Origin of the sequence: Kibdelosporangium philippinense, from assembly GCF_021390435.2 — a bacterium.
Classification (GTDB): domain Bacteria; phylum Actinomycetota; class Actinomycetes; order Mycobacteriales; family Pseudonocardiaceae; genus Kibdelosporangium; species Kibdelosporangium philippinense.
Genome location: NZ_JAJVCN010000004.1, coordinates 818,512 through 833,900 on the forward strand (window position 1 = coordinate 818,512; position 15,389 = coordinate 833,900).

Annotated in this window: 12 protein-coding genes; 7 read left to right on the forward strand and 5 right to left on the reverse strand. The window is 63.9% G+C overall.

Going from position 1 to position 15,389, the window contains the following annotated elements:
- Positions 1-37: 37 nt before the first annotated feature.
- Positions 38-2,821 (reverse strand): RICIN domain-containing protein, encoded by a 2,784-nt coding sequence (locus LWC34_RS46590; RefSeq protein ID WP_233731760.1) that lies wholly within the window; start codon positions 2,819-2,821, stop codon positions 38-40.
- A 239-nt stretch (positions 2,822-3,060) separates the two neighbouring features.
- On the opposite strand from LWC34_RS46590, the gene LWC34_RS46595 reads away from it, so the two are divergent.
- The 3 genes from LWC34_RS46595 to LWC34_RS46605 all read left to right on the forward strand — a co-directional run bounded on the left by LWC34_RS46595 (position 3,061) and on the right by LWC34_RS46605 (position 9,124).
- A complete protein-coding gene (locus tag LWC34_RS46595; protein WP_233731761.1) occupies positions 3,061-4,116 on the forward strand; it encodes a hypothetical protein in 1,056 nt (351 codons plus the stop codon).
- 109 nt (positions 4,117-4,225) lie between these two features.
- Positions 4,226-8,476, forward strand: coding sequence for a DNA/RNA non-specific endonuclease (locus tag LWC34_RS46600; protein ID WP_233731762.1), 4,251 nt, complete (start codon positions 4,226-4,228; stop codon positions 8,474-8,476).
- 108 nt (positions 8,477-8,584) lie between these two features.
- The gene (locus LWC34_RS46605) at positions 8,585-9,124 is read left to right on the forward strand and encodes an SMI1/KNR4 family protein (protein ID WP_233731763.1); all 540 of its coding nucleotides are present in this window, start codon (positions 8,585-8,587) and stop codon (positions 9,122-9,124) included.
- Between the two features lie 308 nt (positions 9,125-9,432).
- Here the strand turns inward: LWC34_RS46605 and LWC34_RS46610 are convergent, their stop codons facing one another.
- Positions 9,433-10,023, reverse strand: a complete 591-nt coding sequence (locus LWC34_RS46610; RefSeq protein WP_233731764.1) for a carboxymuconolactone decarboxylase family protein — start codon at positions 10,021-10,023, stop codon at positions 9,433-9,435.
- 72 nt (positions 10,024-10,095) lie between these two features.
- Here LWC34_RS46610 and LWC34_RS46615 point away from each other — a divergent pair, with 72 nt between their 5' ends.
- Positions 10,096-11,088 carry a LacI family DNA-binding transcriptional regulator gene (locus LWC34_RS46615; RefSeq protein ID WP_233731766.1) on the forward strand — a complete coding sequence of 331 codons (993 nt, stop codon included), beginning with the start codon at positions 10,096-10,098 and terminating at the stop codon, positions 11,086-11,088.
- Here the strand turns inward: LWC34_RS46615 and LWC34_RS46620 are convergent.
- Positions 11,068-11,784 carry a GNAT family N-acetyltransferase gene (locus LWC34_RS46620; protein WP_233731768.1) on the reverse strand — a complete coding sequence of 239 codons (717 nt, stop codon included), beginning with the start codon at positions 11,782-11,784 and terminating at the stop codon, positions 11,068-11,070. The genes LWC34_RS46615 and LWC34_RS46620 overlap by 21 nt on opposite strands.
- A gap of 128 nt (positions 11,785-11,912) precedes the next feature.
- Between LWC34_RS46620 and LWC34_RS46625 the strand changes: the two genes are divergently transcribed.
- Positions 11,913-12,707 (forward strand): SAM-dependent methyltransferase, encoded by a 795-nt coding sequence (locus LWC34_RS46625; protein ID WP_233731769.1) that lies wholly within the window; start codon positions 11,913-11,915, stop codon positions 12,705-12,707.
- A gap of 8 nt (positions 12,708-12,715) precedes the next feature.
- Here LWC34_RS46625 and LWC34_RS46630 read toward each other — a convergent pair whose 3' ends face one another.
- A complete protein-coding gene (locus LWC34_RS46630) occupies positions 12,716-13,195 on the reverse strand; it encodes a hypothetical protein (protein WP_233731770.1) in 480 nt (159 codons plus the stop codon).
- Positions 13,196-13,356: 161 nt separating this feature from the next.
- On the opposite strand from LWC34_RS46630, the gene LWC34_RS46635 reads away from it, so the two are divergent.
- The gene (locus LWC34_RS46635) at positions 13,357-13,746 is read left to right on the forward strand and encodes a hypothetical protein (RefSeq protein WP_233731771.1); all 390 of its coding nucleotides are present in this window, start codon (positions 13,357-13,359) and stop codon (positions 13,744-13,746) included.
- 187 nt (positions 13,747-13,933) lie between these two features.
- Positions 13,934-14,233 carry a hypothetical protein gene (locus LWC34_RS46640; RefSeq protein ID WP_233731772.1) on the forward strand — a complete coding sequence of 100 codons (300 nt, stop codon included), beginning with the start codon at positions 13,934-13,936 and terminating at the stop codon, positions 14,231-14,233.
- A gap of 34 nt (positions 14,234-14,267) precedes the next feature.
- On the opposite strand, the gene LWC34_RS46645 is transcribed toward LWC34_RS46640, so the two are convergent.
- Positions 14,268-15,383, reverse strand: coding sequence for a lipase family protein (locus tag LWC34_RS46645; protein WP_233734089.1), 1,116 nt, complete (start codon positions 15,381-15,383; stop codon positions 14,268-14,270).
- Between the last annotated feature and the right edge of the window lie 6 nt (positions 15,384-15,389).

Consider the following 15,389-nt stretch of genomic DNA (forward strand, 5'->3'; position numbering starts at 1 on the left):
ACGTGTTCTAACCCTGCTAACCACTCACGAGGTTTTGTTAGCTGACAGGGACGATCGTCCAGCGCTGGTTCGGCTTGACCAGGTCGACACCCATAACGACACGCGGGCCGTCGACCGAGATTTGCTGCGCTTCAGCCACGTTACCCTGCAGGTCGCGCAAGGCCACCGTGCCGTCAGGGGCGGTGGTGAACTCGAAGACTGCCGACGCGTCGGCACAATCGGTCGTCACCAGCCGGATAGACGGTGTGGCTGCCATGTTCGTCCTGGACAGCAGGCACTTCCCAGTCTCACGGTTCTGCAGCTTGTACTGGTTGTTGCCCAGTTTCTGCAGGTTCCAGGTCTGGCGGCGCACCAGTGGCCCAGTTTGGCAGCTAGCCAGTCCCGCGTCCTCCGCGACGTTGGGTGCCTGAATGCAGTGCCCGGACTCGAAGCTCTTGATCTGAACGGCGTTCGCGGCGACATCGACCGTGCTGTAGGCGATAGTGAGACCGCCCGAGTGGTTCTTGTCGATCCGGCCCTTCTCGAACTTTTGCCGGAACAACGAAAGCGTGTTGAAGCCGTTGTCCAGCGGAGCGCCCATGCCGGTCTCGAAGCCCATCTCGGCGAACTTCTTGTGGATGTCGCCGTTGACAACCAGGTTGCCGACGTTGGGTACGTGGTAGATGGAACCGCTGACGAACCGCTGGAAGACGATTCCCTTGTCGCCGTGGGAAGTCGGGTCGTTCAGCGGGTAGCCGTACGTGCCGGTCTCCCCGCCGGTGGCGGTCCACGTGTTGCCGACGATGCCGTAGATCATGCGGGCGCCCGTGTCCGGGCTCCAGATGAAGTACAGGTTGTCCCCGCCTGCCTTCGGCTTCTGGATGCGGATCACCTGACCCTTGCCGTCCTTGGTCGGGGCCTGGTCACTGAGGAAGCCGCCGAGGGTCAACGGATGCGGGCCACCCAATTCGAGCAGCTTGTCGAGTACTGGGCCGTTGTAGGCCACGTTCGCGCCCCACAGTGGATACGGGCTGTGGAACTCGTAGGTCTGGAACAGCCGCCCCTTCTCGTACTGCTGGTATCCGGTATACCACCCCGGCCAGTCGATCACCGGGTCACCGATGGGCTTGCCAAGGCTCTCGCGCAGCTTCGCGTCCGCGAGGTAGCGCCTCTGGATGGGCAGCAACAGCTGCGGCGGCTCGACGAAGTAGACGGCCGACTGGCCCGCGCGCTCGTTGTCCAGTGCGGTGCTGATGTGCAGGTAGCTCGACGGGTCCGTGTGCGGGTGGAAGGAGATCCCGGCACCGTTGCGCTTCACGCACCACGTGGACTCGGCCTTGAACTCAGGGGTGCCATCGATCGGTTCGACCTTGGTGCCCACGCGGTACTTCGGCGGCACGGAAGGCTCGGACTCGGCATCGTCCGCAGCCTCGGACCTGGCCTCGCCCGCAGCCGGGTCGGACTCGGCAGGCGGGCCGCCCTGTGCCGGAACCTCTGCCTGCGCTTTGGCCTCGGGCCGCGGGCCAACCCGCAGGTAGTGGTTGGGGCGGGTGACCGACTGGAACGAGAAACAGGCCGGGTTGGCAAGGCCTGCCTCGATCTTCCAGAGTCCCCGCTGATAGTTGGACGGGTTCCAGCGCGCCCAGGTGCCGGAGTCGAAGATGTAGTGCTCCTGACCCTGGTGAGTCTGGAGGCGGAACGACTGGGTCTGGTGTTCGTACTGGCCTGTGCGCAGGAACTTCTCGCGGTCGATCGGGCTGCCTGCGAGTGCGGCGTCGGCGGCCTTGACCAGTTCGAGGTATACGAGGCTGTTGACGGCCCGGGTGCGTACCTCGGTGATCTGGCGGATGTACTCCTTGTCGCGCCGGTCAAGCTCGATCTCGATGTCGCGCAGGCGTGCGTCGCGTGCACCAGTGTCGATGAACTTCTTCCACTCCACCGGGTTGCGGCTGCGGACGGCTGCTTCGGCTGCGCCGTAGACCTCGGAGGAGCGTGGTGCGCCATTCCAGACCTCGATGACGAAGTCCTGGTCGCTCAGGTCACGTACTCGGTTGTCCGCGACCTTGCCCAGTGCGTGGTACCAGGCGTTGGCCTTGGCCTCCCGCGCCAGTGCGGCGGCCTTTTCCGCCTCGGTCTTCTCCTTGTCCTCCCGGATCAGCCGGTCGAGGTCCTTGCGGTGCTCGTCGTGGATGCCGACGGTGAGGAAGGTCCACTGCGCCTCGGCGCTGCCCGCCAGCGCGACGCGTGCGGCTTCCTTGACGGCGATGTCCTTGTGGTTGTCGGCATTGAGCTCGAGGTGGACGATGAAGTCGAAGACGGGCTTTGCCAAGATCGTGTTGTCGACCTGGATGCTCAGCGCCGCGGCGGCTTTGGCTTTGGCTTCGCGCTCTTCGGCCTGCCGCTGCCGCCGTTCGTCGACGATCCGCAGATCCTCGTTGTGCGCGGTGTAGATCCCGGTTTTGATGAACTCGTTGCACGCGGCGTCATCGGCGGCGAGCGCCGCGATGGCCGCTTCCCTCAGTTTCTGGTGTTCTGGTTCGAGCGGCCGCTGCTTGTCCAGATCGTCGGCCTTGTAGTACATCGCGGCGACGAAGTCGCGATCGTTTAGGACCAGCAACTCAGGGCCCGCAACAATGCCAAGCACTCTGGCCGCTTCGCTCTTCTCCCGTTCCGAGGCCTGCACCGCGGCTGCGGACCGGACTGCGGCGACAACCGGCGTAGCGATCACTGTGGACAGTGTCATGCCTGCAGCCGCGGCGATCGCGGTGCAGGCTATGAGCCTTCTCAGGCCACCCCGGCGCCGTGCTCTGGGCACGGCGGATGAACCCCTGCGTCTACTCACGGACGAACCTCCCCTTGACAACGCGTGCGACCGAACTTTGTCGGTTACTCACTCGCGCTTCGAGAAGCCTTTCCGTTGAGCTGTGCCCAGGCAAATCATTTCAGGTCAGATGTAACCATTTCGTGATCTGCATCGTGATGCACATCACCGCGCTTTACGTGCGTAGCGTGACTGTGTCATAGTCAGCGCGCTGTGTACGCACACAATTCCAGGGGGGACTTGGAATGAATAGGCGCACGATGCTCAATGCTGCCCTTGTCGCAGTATTGAGCATCGGCATAGGGACCACAGTTACTGCGACAAATGGATTAGCCGAAGGCGGTTTGTCAGGCTTTTCGGCGGTCGAAGATTCACCCTTGTATCCCATCGTGAGGCAGAACGCGGTCTATCATCCCGAGGCGTTCGTTCGAGTAGCCGCATGGCACGCGATATGGTCCGATGAGTGGGAAACGGCGCTACCCGAATACATCGCTACGGGCTACAACGAAGCCAGGCAGCGCGCCAGCCAGAACCACGCGCGCAATCGCGACTTCATCCAGCGTGTCGTGAACACCTACAGCCCCCGGTACTCCCCGAAGGTCCATAGCGAAGCGCAACGCGCGCTGCGGGGGACGGACGCGGATCGCGACCAGTTCGTCCGCACCGGGTTCGCCGCGGCGAAGGCGATGGACGAAGCCGCGCGTGAGGCCGATGAAGAGCGCAAACAGCAGATTCTCCAAGCCGATCGTGACTTCGTGTCGTCGTTGGCCGTGAAGGATCCAGGCGAACATGTGCGGCTGGCGGCCCAGCACGCGATGCGCGCCGGTGGCATGGATGTCGACCTCCGCGCCTTCTATGCGTCCGAGTGGATGGCGGCCGCCGCGGTGGATCTCGACGTTTTCCGGCTCCGCAGCCAGGAAGCCGGTATTCGCTATCACGCGGTGATTCCCCGGTTGATCGCAGATGCCCAAGACGCTGAGCGAGAGGCGCTGGCGGCCAGTGGCGCGGCGGCCGAACAGGCACGCGCGGTCGCGGCCCGGGCGTGGGCGACGACAAAGGAAAAGGCTGAAGCGGCCCGTCAGACCTGGGAAGACGAAGCAGCGGCTTGTGCTGAGCAGGCACGATACTGGCGAACCATCATCGAACGGGCCAAGGCCAATATCGGCCCTGAGTGGGCGGCGATCGCGACAACTGCCGACAAGAATCGTGGCAGCTGGGCGACGGAAGGAAACTTTGCCGACGGTCAATCGACACACTTCGGCGAAGTTCAGCAGCAGGCGCAAGACGGCTACGACCGTATGACGAACCCCGTCTAAACCCGTCAACTTCTTTCATTCCTGAATAACTCATTCCCTCTTTCGGCTTGGAGAGCAGGGTCGCTTTCGCATGAGAAAATTACCTAAAAGATCGGTCATTCTCGCCGTGGTGTTCGCACTCATGGCGGGAATTGCCGGCCAGGACGCGGCCGCGGCACCGCCGGAGCCACAGGCCTCTCAACAACAGCAGCGGCAACAACCGCCGCAGCCCGCAGCCGCGGAACCAGACCCCGAGTTGGAGCGGCTGATCGCGCAGCTGGAGCGCGACCTGATCGCCGACATCGTCGGATCTGACAACGAGGACACGGAAGTCCGCGCGGCCGCGCAGGACACACTGCGCAAGATCGACGCAGGCGACCGCGGCGCGTATCACGTCTTCTTCAACCAGAAGTACCAGGAAGCCAAGGCACAGGCCAAGAAGCGCAAGGAAGCGGCCGACGCTGCCAACCGGGCACAGATCGAACCCCTGCGCGGCACAGGTGGACCGGCATTTCGTGCGGCGGTCGAGCGCGCGTTGCAAGGCGATGCCCGGGAACGCGAGTCCTTCCTGGAGTACGGACGCGACCTTGCCGCAGAGCAGGACCGCAAAGCCGGTGCGCACGAGAAAGAACTCGCCGACCGTCGGCGGTCACTTGTCCAGATGGCCGCTGCACTCGGTGGCCCAGAGGTGACAGCTGCCGCGAATGCCGCGTTGGCGAAGGGGGACGCGGCGATCGCGGAGTTCCTCAAGACCGGGTACATCGCGGCAGCCACGCGGGATGCGGAGAACCGGGAGAAGCATCTCGCGGAGTTGGAGCGTCAGCGCAAGGAAGCCGAGGCCGCCTCGGAGCTGGCGCAGCGGACCGCGCGGGCGATGCGTGCCCGGCAGAACCTGCTGGCGGCCCACGCCGATGGTGTGAAGGCGCTTGAGCGTACGGCCAATGACATGACCTCAGCGGCGATCGCATCGCGGGAGGCATCCAGAGTTCTGGCCGCGGATGTGGCCGGGGGTACGTATCACCCGGAGTTGTACCAGCGGGCCAAGGATGAGGTGGCGCGGCAGCTGCGTTACGCGGTGACCGATGCCGAGCAAGCCCGGGTCGCAGCAGCCGGAGCACGCACGCAAGCCGCCATTCTGGTCGAGAACCAGATGCCGCATGGCACGCAATGGGCCAAGGTTGTCGAGGGTATGGCCGCGTCGGCCGAGGCGGCGAAGTTGGCTGCGCAGTCAGCGGTGCACGCGGTGGACGCGATCGCTGCGGAAGCCGCGGCCACCGACGCCACAGAGAAGGCCAAGGCGCATTTGGAAAATGCCAAGCGGTGGAGGGAAACCGCTGAGTCTCACGCCGCGTCGGCAGCGAAACTTGCTGCGGCTGCTAAGGAAGAGGCTGTGGCCGCGGCAGACGCGGCAGCTCGCGCGAAGCAAGCTCGTGCGGACGCGGAAGCCGCGTTGCGCAGTGCTCAGACGCATGCGGCGAACGTGAAGCGGGCGCGTGCGGACGCTGAACGTGAGCGCGATGTTGCTGCGGCCAAGCGGGCTGAGGCGGAGCGGTGGCGGGACGAGGCCGCGCGCAAGCGCGCGGAGGCCGAAGCCAAGGCCCAAGAGGCCAAGCAGCATCGCGACGTCGCACAAAGGGAAGCTGACAACGCTGAGCAGAAGCAGCGGGAAGCCGAGGCGCAGCAACGTATTGCCGCGGAGAAGCGGCAGCACGCACAGGGCCAGGAGCAGATCGCCGCGGACGCGTCGCGCAATGCCCGTGCGCAAGAGAAGATAGCCATGGACGCCGATCGGGATGCTCAAGCTCAAGACGCCAAGGCCCGGCAGGCCAAGGAGAACGCTCTGGAGATCAGGCGTTCGGCAGACACCTTGGAGCAGAAGGCCAAGGGGTTGGAAGAGTTGGCGCGTAGGGCCTCGCAGGCCTCCGAGATCGCCCAAGCGGATAAGGACAAAGCTTGGGCTGCGGCACACCAGGCCCGCGCCGAGGCCAACACCGCACACGAAGCAGCCCGCCAAGCAGATATCGCCGCTGGCGAAGCGGGAGTGGCCGCACAGCGGTCACGTCAGGCTGCAATCGAAGCCGACGCCCACGCAGGTCGTGCGCGAGCGGCCGCGGATGCCGCACAAGCGGCCGCATCGGCGGCTCGGGCTGCTGCGAATGAGGCTGAGGCTGCGGCGGAAAAGGCTCGTTCAGCAGCCAATGAAGCGCGAGCCGCCGCGGCGCGCGCGGATCACGCGGCTGACCGGGCTGAGGCTGAAGCGGCAGCCGTACACGCGGCAGCGATGCGCGCCAACGCTGCGGCGGAGGAAGCCACCGCGCAGGAAGCGCGTGCGGCCGAGCACGCCCGCAAGGCCGCTGATTTGGCGAACCAGGCGGCGTGGGAGTCAGCCAAGGCGTTGGACGCGGCGCATCGAACGCAGGACGAGGCCAACGCGTCGGCGATCGAGGCAGCCACCGCAGCCAGCCAGGCAGGCATCGCTACTCGTGCGGCGGCTGCGGCGCGGCTGGCCTCGTCGGGTATCGCCGATCCGGCGAACCGGGCGATCGAGCTGACCAGCCCGTTCGCCGCGGACGATCTGGACTCCGACTTCGTGGCCATGGTGGCCGCGCGCGCCAAGGACATTGGCAACTCACAGGTCGAGGCCGCGAACCAGTCGGCGCAACGGGCGAACGAGCAGTCGCGGATCGCGGCAGAGGCAGCAGCGGCCGCCCAGGGTGAAGCGAAAGCGGCCTTCGAGGCTGCTGCCGCTGCGGCGAAATCGGCGGCGGAAGCAGCTAAGTCCGCGGCAGAAGCACAAATGTCGGCAGCGGCGGCTGCGGTTGACGCGGCTGCGGCACGTGCGGCGGCTGCGCAAGCCAACTCCCTTGATGCCGAGGCGCAGGCTGATGCCCGTGCCGCTCGATCGGCGGCGAACCAGGCAGCGGCGGACGCGGCATTGGCCGGTCGTGCCGCGGACAAAGCCGAAGCCGACGCTCGCGCGGCCCGGCAAGCCGCAGATCAGGCCACCCGTGCGGCGAACGAAGCCAGCGCTGCCGCTACCCGCGCGGAACAGGCCGCTGCAGCGGCGAAGGCTGCCGCCGACCAGGCACAGATCGACGCCGAGGAAGCCCGTAAAGCGGCCGATCGCGCACTGCAGCATGCCAAAGATGCTGAGGAAGCGGCCAAGAGGGCAGAGGAGTACGCCAGGAACGCCGAGAAGCAAGCCGCGAACTCCGAGGCCAGTGCCAAGGACGTCATGGCGATGCTAGCTGAGATCGACGCGGAACTCCGTAAAGAGAACGAGGAACGCCAGCGGCGCGAAGTGGAGGAGGCGATCAACGACGACAGCGAGGTTCTGGACCTGACCGCGGAGGAGGAAGACGCGCTCCGCAAGGCGAAGGGACAGTCGGCTGTCGACGAATTTCGCGCGAACAGGGGCAAGGCCAACAAAAAGCTCGAGAGGTTCATCGTCGAGCAGGGCGGGCAGATCCTCCTCGATCTGATCGGCTGGCCCGACGCTAAACGCTGCTTCATGGAAGGCGACTTCATCTCCTGCGTGTTGACCGCGATCAACGCGATACCCATCCTGAAGCTGGCGAGGGTCCTCACCCAGATCCCCGACGCCGTCACCGCCACGATCCGGATCGTCAAGGGGCTACGTACCTTTAAGGACGTCATGGTCGCCGCCCGCAAGGTGACCACAAAACTCAGGGATCTGGCACAGAAGTGGATCAGATGCAACAAGACCGGTGGGAAGAACAGCGCGGCTTCCGACTGTGACCTGGGAGAAGAACCATGGCCTCCCATTCGTGACGCCAATGTTCAACCCTTCGACGATTTGCCGGCTGACCCATTGCCAATTCCTCACCCGCACAATCTCTACATCGCAAAGGCCGAACCTGAGTGGGATGACGACAACAATTGCCGCGAGGGTGGTGCTCCGTGGTCGACGAACAGTGACGTCGCCCCCTTCGACTACAACGGTGGACGCGACAACGAAGTGCGCGCAACTGGCGGATTTGCGTGTACAACCCATGTCGTTCATCGGTGGGGGGAGCCAGCTACTCCCGTTGGTTATCAATCGGGACGGCATAACCGAGGTCATCTCATTGCGTCGACATTCGGCGGCGAGTTTGTTCTCAAGAACATCGTTTTGCTTCACAAGGAAGCGAACTCTGTCATGAACATTCACATTGAAGAGAAGATTAGACGTGCTCTCGATGTGCAAGACGGGCGGCGTGATCAAGTGTATATGCGAGTCATTCCCGTGTATGACAAAAAGACTGACGTCGAGCCTAAAAAACTGTACATCAAGGCTTGGGGAATGGATCGAAAGAAAAAGTTCCGGTGCATCGCAATTGTTGAGAACAATCCCAATCCGAAGCAGCCCGTCTGTCGATAGGGTTGAAATGGTATAGCATGTCGTCACGCCTGGCCGATGCTAGTCGTCGGTCAGGCGTGATAGTGTCGACATCATCATTGCGTGCCAAGTTCAAGGGGTTGTGTGTCGATGGCTGACTATCGCGAGATTGTCGACCGAATCGCGCTTGTCGTCGGCTGGACTGACTCTGTTTCCCCTGCGTTCGATTGGGCTACGGTCGAGCATGATCTGGGGTTTCAATTCCCTGGCGACTATAAAGAATTTATGGCGCGATTTCCTTCTGGGCAGTTTCGCAACTCGATCGAGCTGTACAACCCGGTGCAGGATGTCGGCAGTCTTGCCGAGTTCAAGAGGCATTTCGAGCGAAAGCTGAACGCGCTTCGAGTGGTCCGCGAGGGGCGAGAGGATGACATGCATCCGCCGTTCCCTGAGCCGGATGGTGTCGTTCCTTTCGCTGATGACGCGGAGGGTGGGACGCTCTTCTGGGTTCCACGGTCACCAAACCCAGACGAGTGGTCCGTTGAGCATCAGGCTCGCGGCAATCCTGCCGAGTGGACGAGAACGAAGCCGACGATGACGGGAGTGCTCCTCGAACTCGTGACCAGTCGCGGCGAACGCAACATAATGCATTGGGATGTGTCCCGTCATCCGGGATTCCTGCCTTATTGACAGATTCATCGAGCAATCGTTGATCGGTTCCGGTGGTTTACTGTGACCGCGCTACGCGGAATAGCCTGTAGTCGTTGACAGTCTCGAAGCCGATACGGGCGTAGACCGGTGATCCGGAGGAGTGGCGAGTTTTGTGTTAGGGCAGACGCAGCCCGGATGGCTGGACGAGGATGAAAACGTCGATGACGGCGATCTTGCTCGAACTCGCGATTAGTTGAAGCGAAGGCAACATCTCGGCGTGGACATGTCCAAGCGCGGCAAATCATTCGAGCCTTTCATCCTCGGATAGATAATCGTGATATGCCCCGTCAGTCACGGTGGAGTGAGGCCGCGACTTCCGGTGTGAGCCCGGCGAGGGACTCGGTGCCGAGTTCGCCGTGCTTGAGGCCCAAGGTTTTGAGGAACTTCTGCTGGCCCATTGTCAGGCCGATGAAGTAACCAAGTTCGACGAGTTCGGGCTCGGTGAAGTGCTTGTGCAGCTCCGCCCACACCTCGTCGTCGGCCATGGCCGGGTCCCACGCGATCGCTTCCGCCCAACGCAGTGCGGCCTTCTCGCGGTCGCCGAGGACGGTCGACTTTCGAAACTCGATGACCTCGTCGAATTCACGCTCCGTCAAGCCAGCCTCGGCTCCCAGGTGCGATCGCTGGCCTGCGCAGTAGCCGCAATCGAGGGTTTTGGCGATGAAGACTCGTGCCAGTTCCTTGATGCTGTGATCGAGGACGCCTTCTCTGAACACGAGCTGCCAGGACTTGGTGAAGGTGCGCAGGACGTCCGGCACGTGCGCGCGGATGGCCTGGCTTTCCAGGCGTGGAGTTCCGTACTTGCGGGACTGCTCAAGCGCTTCGGCCAGTTCTGGGTCGGTTACCGACTCCGGCGGTACGTAGCTGATCCTCGGCATGGTCGGCCTCCTTGTGGCAATCGATTGCACCTCTAGCATAGTATGTTGGCAATCGATTGCCAAGGAGTGAGTATGCCGAGACCGACCCTCGCTGATGTCGCCCGGGCGGCTGGCGTGCATCCGGGAACGGCATCGAGGGCGTTGAATCCCGATCTGCGCGGTCGGATCGCGGAGGAGACGACGAAACGGGTCCGCGAGGCCGCTGAGCGGCTCGGTTACGTTGTCGACTCGGTCGGCCGCAGCCTCCGGACCGGGCGAAGCCGCACGATCGGCGTCCTTGTCCCCGATCTGACCAACCCCGCGTTCCCTGGAATGATCCGGGGCATCGAGGACGAGTTGCGCGTGCACGACTACGCGGCACTGCTGGCCAATACCGACAACGAGGTCGAGCGGGAAGCCGAGCTTGTGGCGACGTTGAAGGCGCGGCAATGTGACGGCTTCATCATTGCCTCCGCTATGCGCGATGACCCGGTTGTCCGCGAACTCGTGACAGCGGGGGACAAGGTCGTGCTGATCAACCGTCTCCTCGACGACACGACGGCATCCGCGGTCGTGAGTGACGACCAGTCGGGCATCGCCGCGGCGGTCCATCACCTGCACGGCTTGGGGCACAACGCGATCGGGCACATCGCAGGCCCACGAGATCTGTCGATCACGCGGACAAGGCGCGTCGCCTACGCCCAAAGCATGAAGGCTCTCGGGCTGCGCGGCTACGTCGTGCTCGCTGAGGCGTACACCGCACCGGCCGGACACGATGCGGCGCTACGCCTGCTCAAGCGGTCCCGAGTCACCGCGATCGTCGCTGGCAACGACATGCTCGCGGTCGGCTGTTTCAAAGCCATTGAACAACTTGGGCTTTCTTGTCCCGAGGACATCTCTGTGGTCGGCTTCAACGACATGCCGCTGGCGGCTCATCTTCGTCCGGCGCTGACCACAGTGCGAATGCCGCAGTACGACATGGGCGTGCAAGCGGCGCGACTGGTCATGAAAGCTGACTTGTCACCCGAAACTGTCGTCCTGCCGACGGAACTCGTGGTGCGTGCTTCAACTGGGCACGTGGAATAGGTTGTATTCGCCGACAGTTTCGAAACCCATCCGGGCATAGACCGGAGTGCCTAAGGGGGTCGACTGCAGCGTGCCGATTCGAAGCCCGCGTTCCTGCCCGGCGCGTAACGCGGCCACGGTCAGCGCGGTTCCGATGCCCTGGCAGCGGTGCGGCTCGGCGGTGGTGACCACGTAGATCCCGGCAACATCGTGTGCGTCGAGCATTTGGGCGGTGCCGACGGCTTGACCATCGATGCGTGCGACGACCCGGACGGTGTTCTGCCACTCTGTCTCGACACGCACGCAGTCGTCGACCAGTTCCGGCGCCACGCCAAGGGAAGGCGCCCAGGTGGACACGAACTCGCCCACGTTGTCGTCGACGGTTTCGATCTTCACGCGCGGCGGACATTCGACCTCGGCGACACGGTCGAGCCGGATTGTCATGATGGGCCACGTGAGGATCTTCGCCGCTCCTCGATCGGTAAGGCGGCGCGCAGTTTCCGGGGCGCTGTCCGGGCCTACCCACCACACCCATGGCACGCCTGCCAGCTGCGCGATGGCGTCGTCCACGTTGTCGTCCGATAACCGGAGGACGCCGTTGAGCATGGGATTGGCTAATCCGCTGCGGTAGTAGACGAGGCTGTCGGCCGAGCGGTCGGCGATTCCCCAGCCGAGCCAGTAGTCCCGGCAGTTGGCCAGTTGTGGGTCCAGATCCATGACTTTTTCCTTCGTCGTCGCGAGGCGTTGTGTGCTCATTCGCAGCAACGGCGGAGAAAGTTAACCGGGCATTCGTCGAATCCTGTTCAACAAAGGACAAACGGTGTCCGTCGTGAGATCATCGGCTGGTGATCGAGGAGAACGCGTGGATCCCCGACGGTGTCGACCAAGGCCTGCCCAGCGCCGCCAGGGTCTACGACTTCCTCCTTGGCGGGGCGCACAACTTCGCCATCGACCGGATGGTCGGTGAGAAGGTTCTCGCCGTGCAGTCCAACGGACGGCAGATCGCCGGGTCGAACCGGGCCTTCATGGGCCGCGCGGTCCGCTACATGATCGATCAGGGCATCACCCAGTTCCTCGACCTCGGCTCCGGTATCCCGACAGCGGGGAATGTCCACGAGGTCGCCCAGCGGGCCAATCCGGATTCCCGTGTGGTGTACGTGGACTACGACGAGGTCGCGGTGTCGCATAGCGCGTTGATACTCGCGGGCAACGACAACGCGACTGTTGTCCGCGGCGACCTGTGTGAACCGAGCGAAGTGCTTGAGACGCCTGAGGTTGGCAGGCTGCTGGACTTCAAGAAGCCGATTGGTTTGCTGATGGTCGCGGTGTTTCATTTCGTTGCGGATGAACGTGATCCGGCCGCGATCGTGGCTCGATACCGCGATGCCTTGGCGCCAGGGAGTTTGTTCGCGTTGTCGCACTTGACCGCCGACCACGCGCCAGAGGCGATGGCCGGGGTTGTCGAGGCGATGCGCAACAGCCGCGATCCGATGTACTTCCGGCCGTACAACGAGGTCGCGGCCTTGTTCGACGGGTTCGAACTCGTCGAGCCAGGCGTGGTCAGTGCTCCACTGTGGCGCCCTGATTCAGGGATTCAAGAACCTGTCGAAGGTGTCTACGCCGGGGTTGCCCGTAAGTAGGGCGCCGCTCACCAGGTATCACTGACCACCCACCAGCGTTGCCCGTCGTGCATCAGGATCGCCTGCGTCTCGCCTTCCTCCTCTGGCTCGCCACCAGGGGTTTTCGCCGCGATACCGGCATAGTGGACCACGGCGAGCGCGCCGCCCTTTTTGTCCACCTTCGACACGCTGATGATCTTGGTGATGCGTTCGTACCAGCCGGTCTGGTCGTGCACTTCCTGGACGTCCTTGATGAACGTGTCCAGCGGGCGGTTGTTGACCACCGGCAGGCCTTGCTCGTTCTGGCCGATGTACGCGAACAGGACGTTGGGCAGGCACAGCGAACGCAACCGGTCGCTGTTCCACGGGCCTTGGGGGCCGTTCACCGACTCGTGCAGAGCTCGCACGATCGCTTCCGGCGAGGCCACGTCCTCCGGACGCGGGGTGGGCACCATGGCCGCGAGCTCCTCGTGCGTATAGCTCCATGGCTCGTAGCGTTGATCGGCCATAATGGACCACCATTCAATGAACGTCAGAGGTTCTCATCCCGCAGAATGATTCTGGCTTAACACTATCGATCTATCCTGCTTCACGCCGCAGGGCGACGCGCCCGCGCCGATGGTGTCTTTAGTGTCTGATGTGGAGTCCCGGACTGAGGAGAGATGGTCGAATGGACGCAAGGATGTTGTTGGGCGCCACCGCCGTCATCGGCGTGCTCGTCGGTGCTTCGGCGTGTTCGAATCCCAGCGGCAAGTCGTGGGCCATCACCTACGAGGTGACCGACCAGGCTGGTGGCACGTTGTCGGAGGTCAACTACTCGAAATCGCCCAACCGCTATCAGGACGAGGTCACCCAAAGCGCCGTGCCCGGCCCGGTCGGCGTGCCGTGGAAGATGGAGGTGGTGGTGACCGCGGGCCAGAGGGCCGAGGTGACCGCCAAACCGACCGGGAAACTCCGGTTGACCTGCCGGATTCTGTTGGACGGCACGAAGGAACTCGCCCGCGCTACCGCGCCCGCGACTGGTGAGCCAGTGACGTGTGCGAAGCAGACGGATTCGTGACGAGCCGAGCGCCGGTGATCACGATGAGTGTCATGCGCGGCAGCGCTGCGATGAATGGTCCGCATTGTCTTCGCTGGGAGCGGCAGGCCAATAGCGCCGGACCATGCCGCCAGGCCTATGGGCGGGGCCGCGTGACCGGCATCGCGGACGCGCACCTGTGTCCCGCTTGATGTGGGAGAGTTGGTGCGTGGGGAAGCGTGAGATGGACGATGAACAGCGCGAGCGGATGCACGCCCTCAAGCTGTTGACCTGGCGGGGAGTGGTGATCGGTGGCGCGATCCTTGGCGCCGCTATCGTCGCGGGGATGGTTCTCGACGACGACTGGACGGCGTACCTTGTCTCGGGCTCACTGAGCCTCGTGCTGACCGTCATCACGTTCGTATCCCACTGGCGTTACATCCGGCGCGGGCCGTTTCCCCGACTGCCCGCGAGCATGCGTGATCGAACCACCCCTTCGTCCGGTCAGGATGGGGATCTCGCTGGGTGACCTCGAAGTCTGTGGCGCCGCGTCGGCGTGCTGGTTAGCGGCAGGTAGTGGGCGCGGGTGTGCCGGTGAAGCGGTGTGCTAGCCAGTCGAGTGCGGTGGGCATCGCGGCGAGGTAGTTGACGATGTGACCGATGGCTGTGCCTGGCAGCACGGTCGGGGCCTGGATTTCATGCAGCTGCACGGTCGCCCCGAGCCGGCACCAGTCGACAGCTGTGGCCCTGATCGCATGTGCGGGAACGATGTCGTCGTTGTTGCCGGTGACCATCAAGACGGGGGCGGCTGGTTTGGTGGTGCCGAGTTTGTGGGCGGTGAGGATTGCGCGAGTTTTCGGCGACGCGGTCAGCATGGCGGTGATGGACTGGCCGTTCGTGGTGAAGTCGCTGTGTCGGCGGAAGCCATAGGTGAGTGCGGTTTCGACGATGCACTGGGTGGCAGTCTTCGTGAGCATGGTCTTGCCCGTAGCGTTCAGACCCGCGGCGATGACCGGTTTGGCTTCGGGGTATGCCGCGATGATTCCGTTGAGGTAGTAGCCGATGGCACCGGTGAGCAGGGTGCCGGACGCCTTGTCGGCAAGTGCGGCGATGTCGGTTGGGGCTGCGCCGCCTGCGGCGCCGCCGCCTTGCGAGTAGCCCCAGAATGCCACTGGGCCAACCCGGGATGTCAGGCGTTGGGCGGCGCGGGCGGCGTCGATCATGGCGTGGGCTTCGGCGATGGGGTTCAGATATGTGTGCGTTCCTGGTGTTCCGAGGCCTTGGTAGTCGGTCACGACGACCGCGTATCCGAGGCGTAGCAAGGAGTCCATGGCGAGCAATTCGTAGCCGACCATGAGGTCGAACGGTGGCTGGTAATGCACGGCCGTGTTCAGCAGTTTTGACGGCGCGCACTGGTCGCCTTGGCCGTGGGTGCCGATGGCGAGGCTTACCAGCGGGCCGGACCACCGCGTGAGTGGGAGCAGCAGGGTGCCGGTGACCGCGATCGGGGCGCCGTGCACGTCCGTGCTGCGGTACATGATCCGCGTTGCCTTCGCGGGGAGTGGTACGCCGAGCGGGGACGATTCGCTGCGGATGATGTCGCCTGGCCTGCCAGGCCACAGGGGCGGTGGCGTGTAGAAGTCCGTGGTGGCGAGCGCGGGAGGGCTGAGTGCCAGCATCGCGGC

Bases quoted from the DNA above. Each gene is read 5' to 3' on its own strand.
- LWC34_RS46595 (WP_233731761.1), top strand. From the start codon at position 3,061: ATGCTCAATGCTGCCCTTGTCGCAGTATTGAGCATCGGCATAGGGACC.
- LWC34_RS46605 (WP_233731763.1), top strand. From the start codon at position 8,585: ATGGCTGACTATCGCGAGATTGTCGACCGAATCGCGCTTGTCGTCGGC.
- LWC34_RS46610 (WP_233731764.1), bottom strand. From the start codon at position 10,023: ATGCCGAGGATCAGCTACGTACCGCCGGAGTCGGTAACCGACCCAGAA.
- LWC34_RS46615 (WP_233731766.1), top strand. From the start codon at position 10,096: ATGCCGAGACCGACCCTCGCTGATGTCGCCCGGGCGGCTGGCGTGCAT.
- LWC34_RS46620 (WP_233731768.1), bottom strand. From the start codon at position 11,784: ATGGATCTGGACCCACAACTGGCCAACTGCCGGGACTACTGGCTCGGC.
- LWC34_RS46630 (WP_233731770.1), bottom strand. From the start codon at position 13,195: ATGGCCGATCAACGCTACGAGCCATGGAGCTATACGCACGAGGAGCTC.
- LWC34_RS46635 (WP_233731771.1), top strand. From the start codon at position 13,357: ATGGACGCAAGGATGTTGTTGGGCGCCACCGCCGTCATCGGCGTGCTC.
- LWC34_RS46645 (WP_233734089.1), bottom strand. From the start codon at position 15,383: ATGCTGGCACTCAGCCCTCCCGCGCTCGCCACCACGGACTTCTACACG.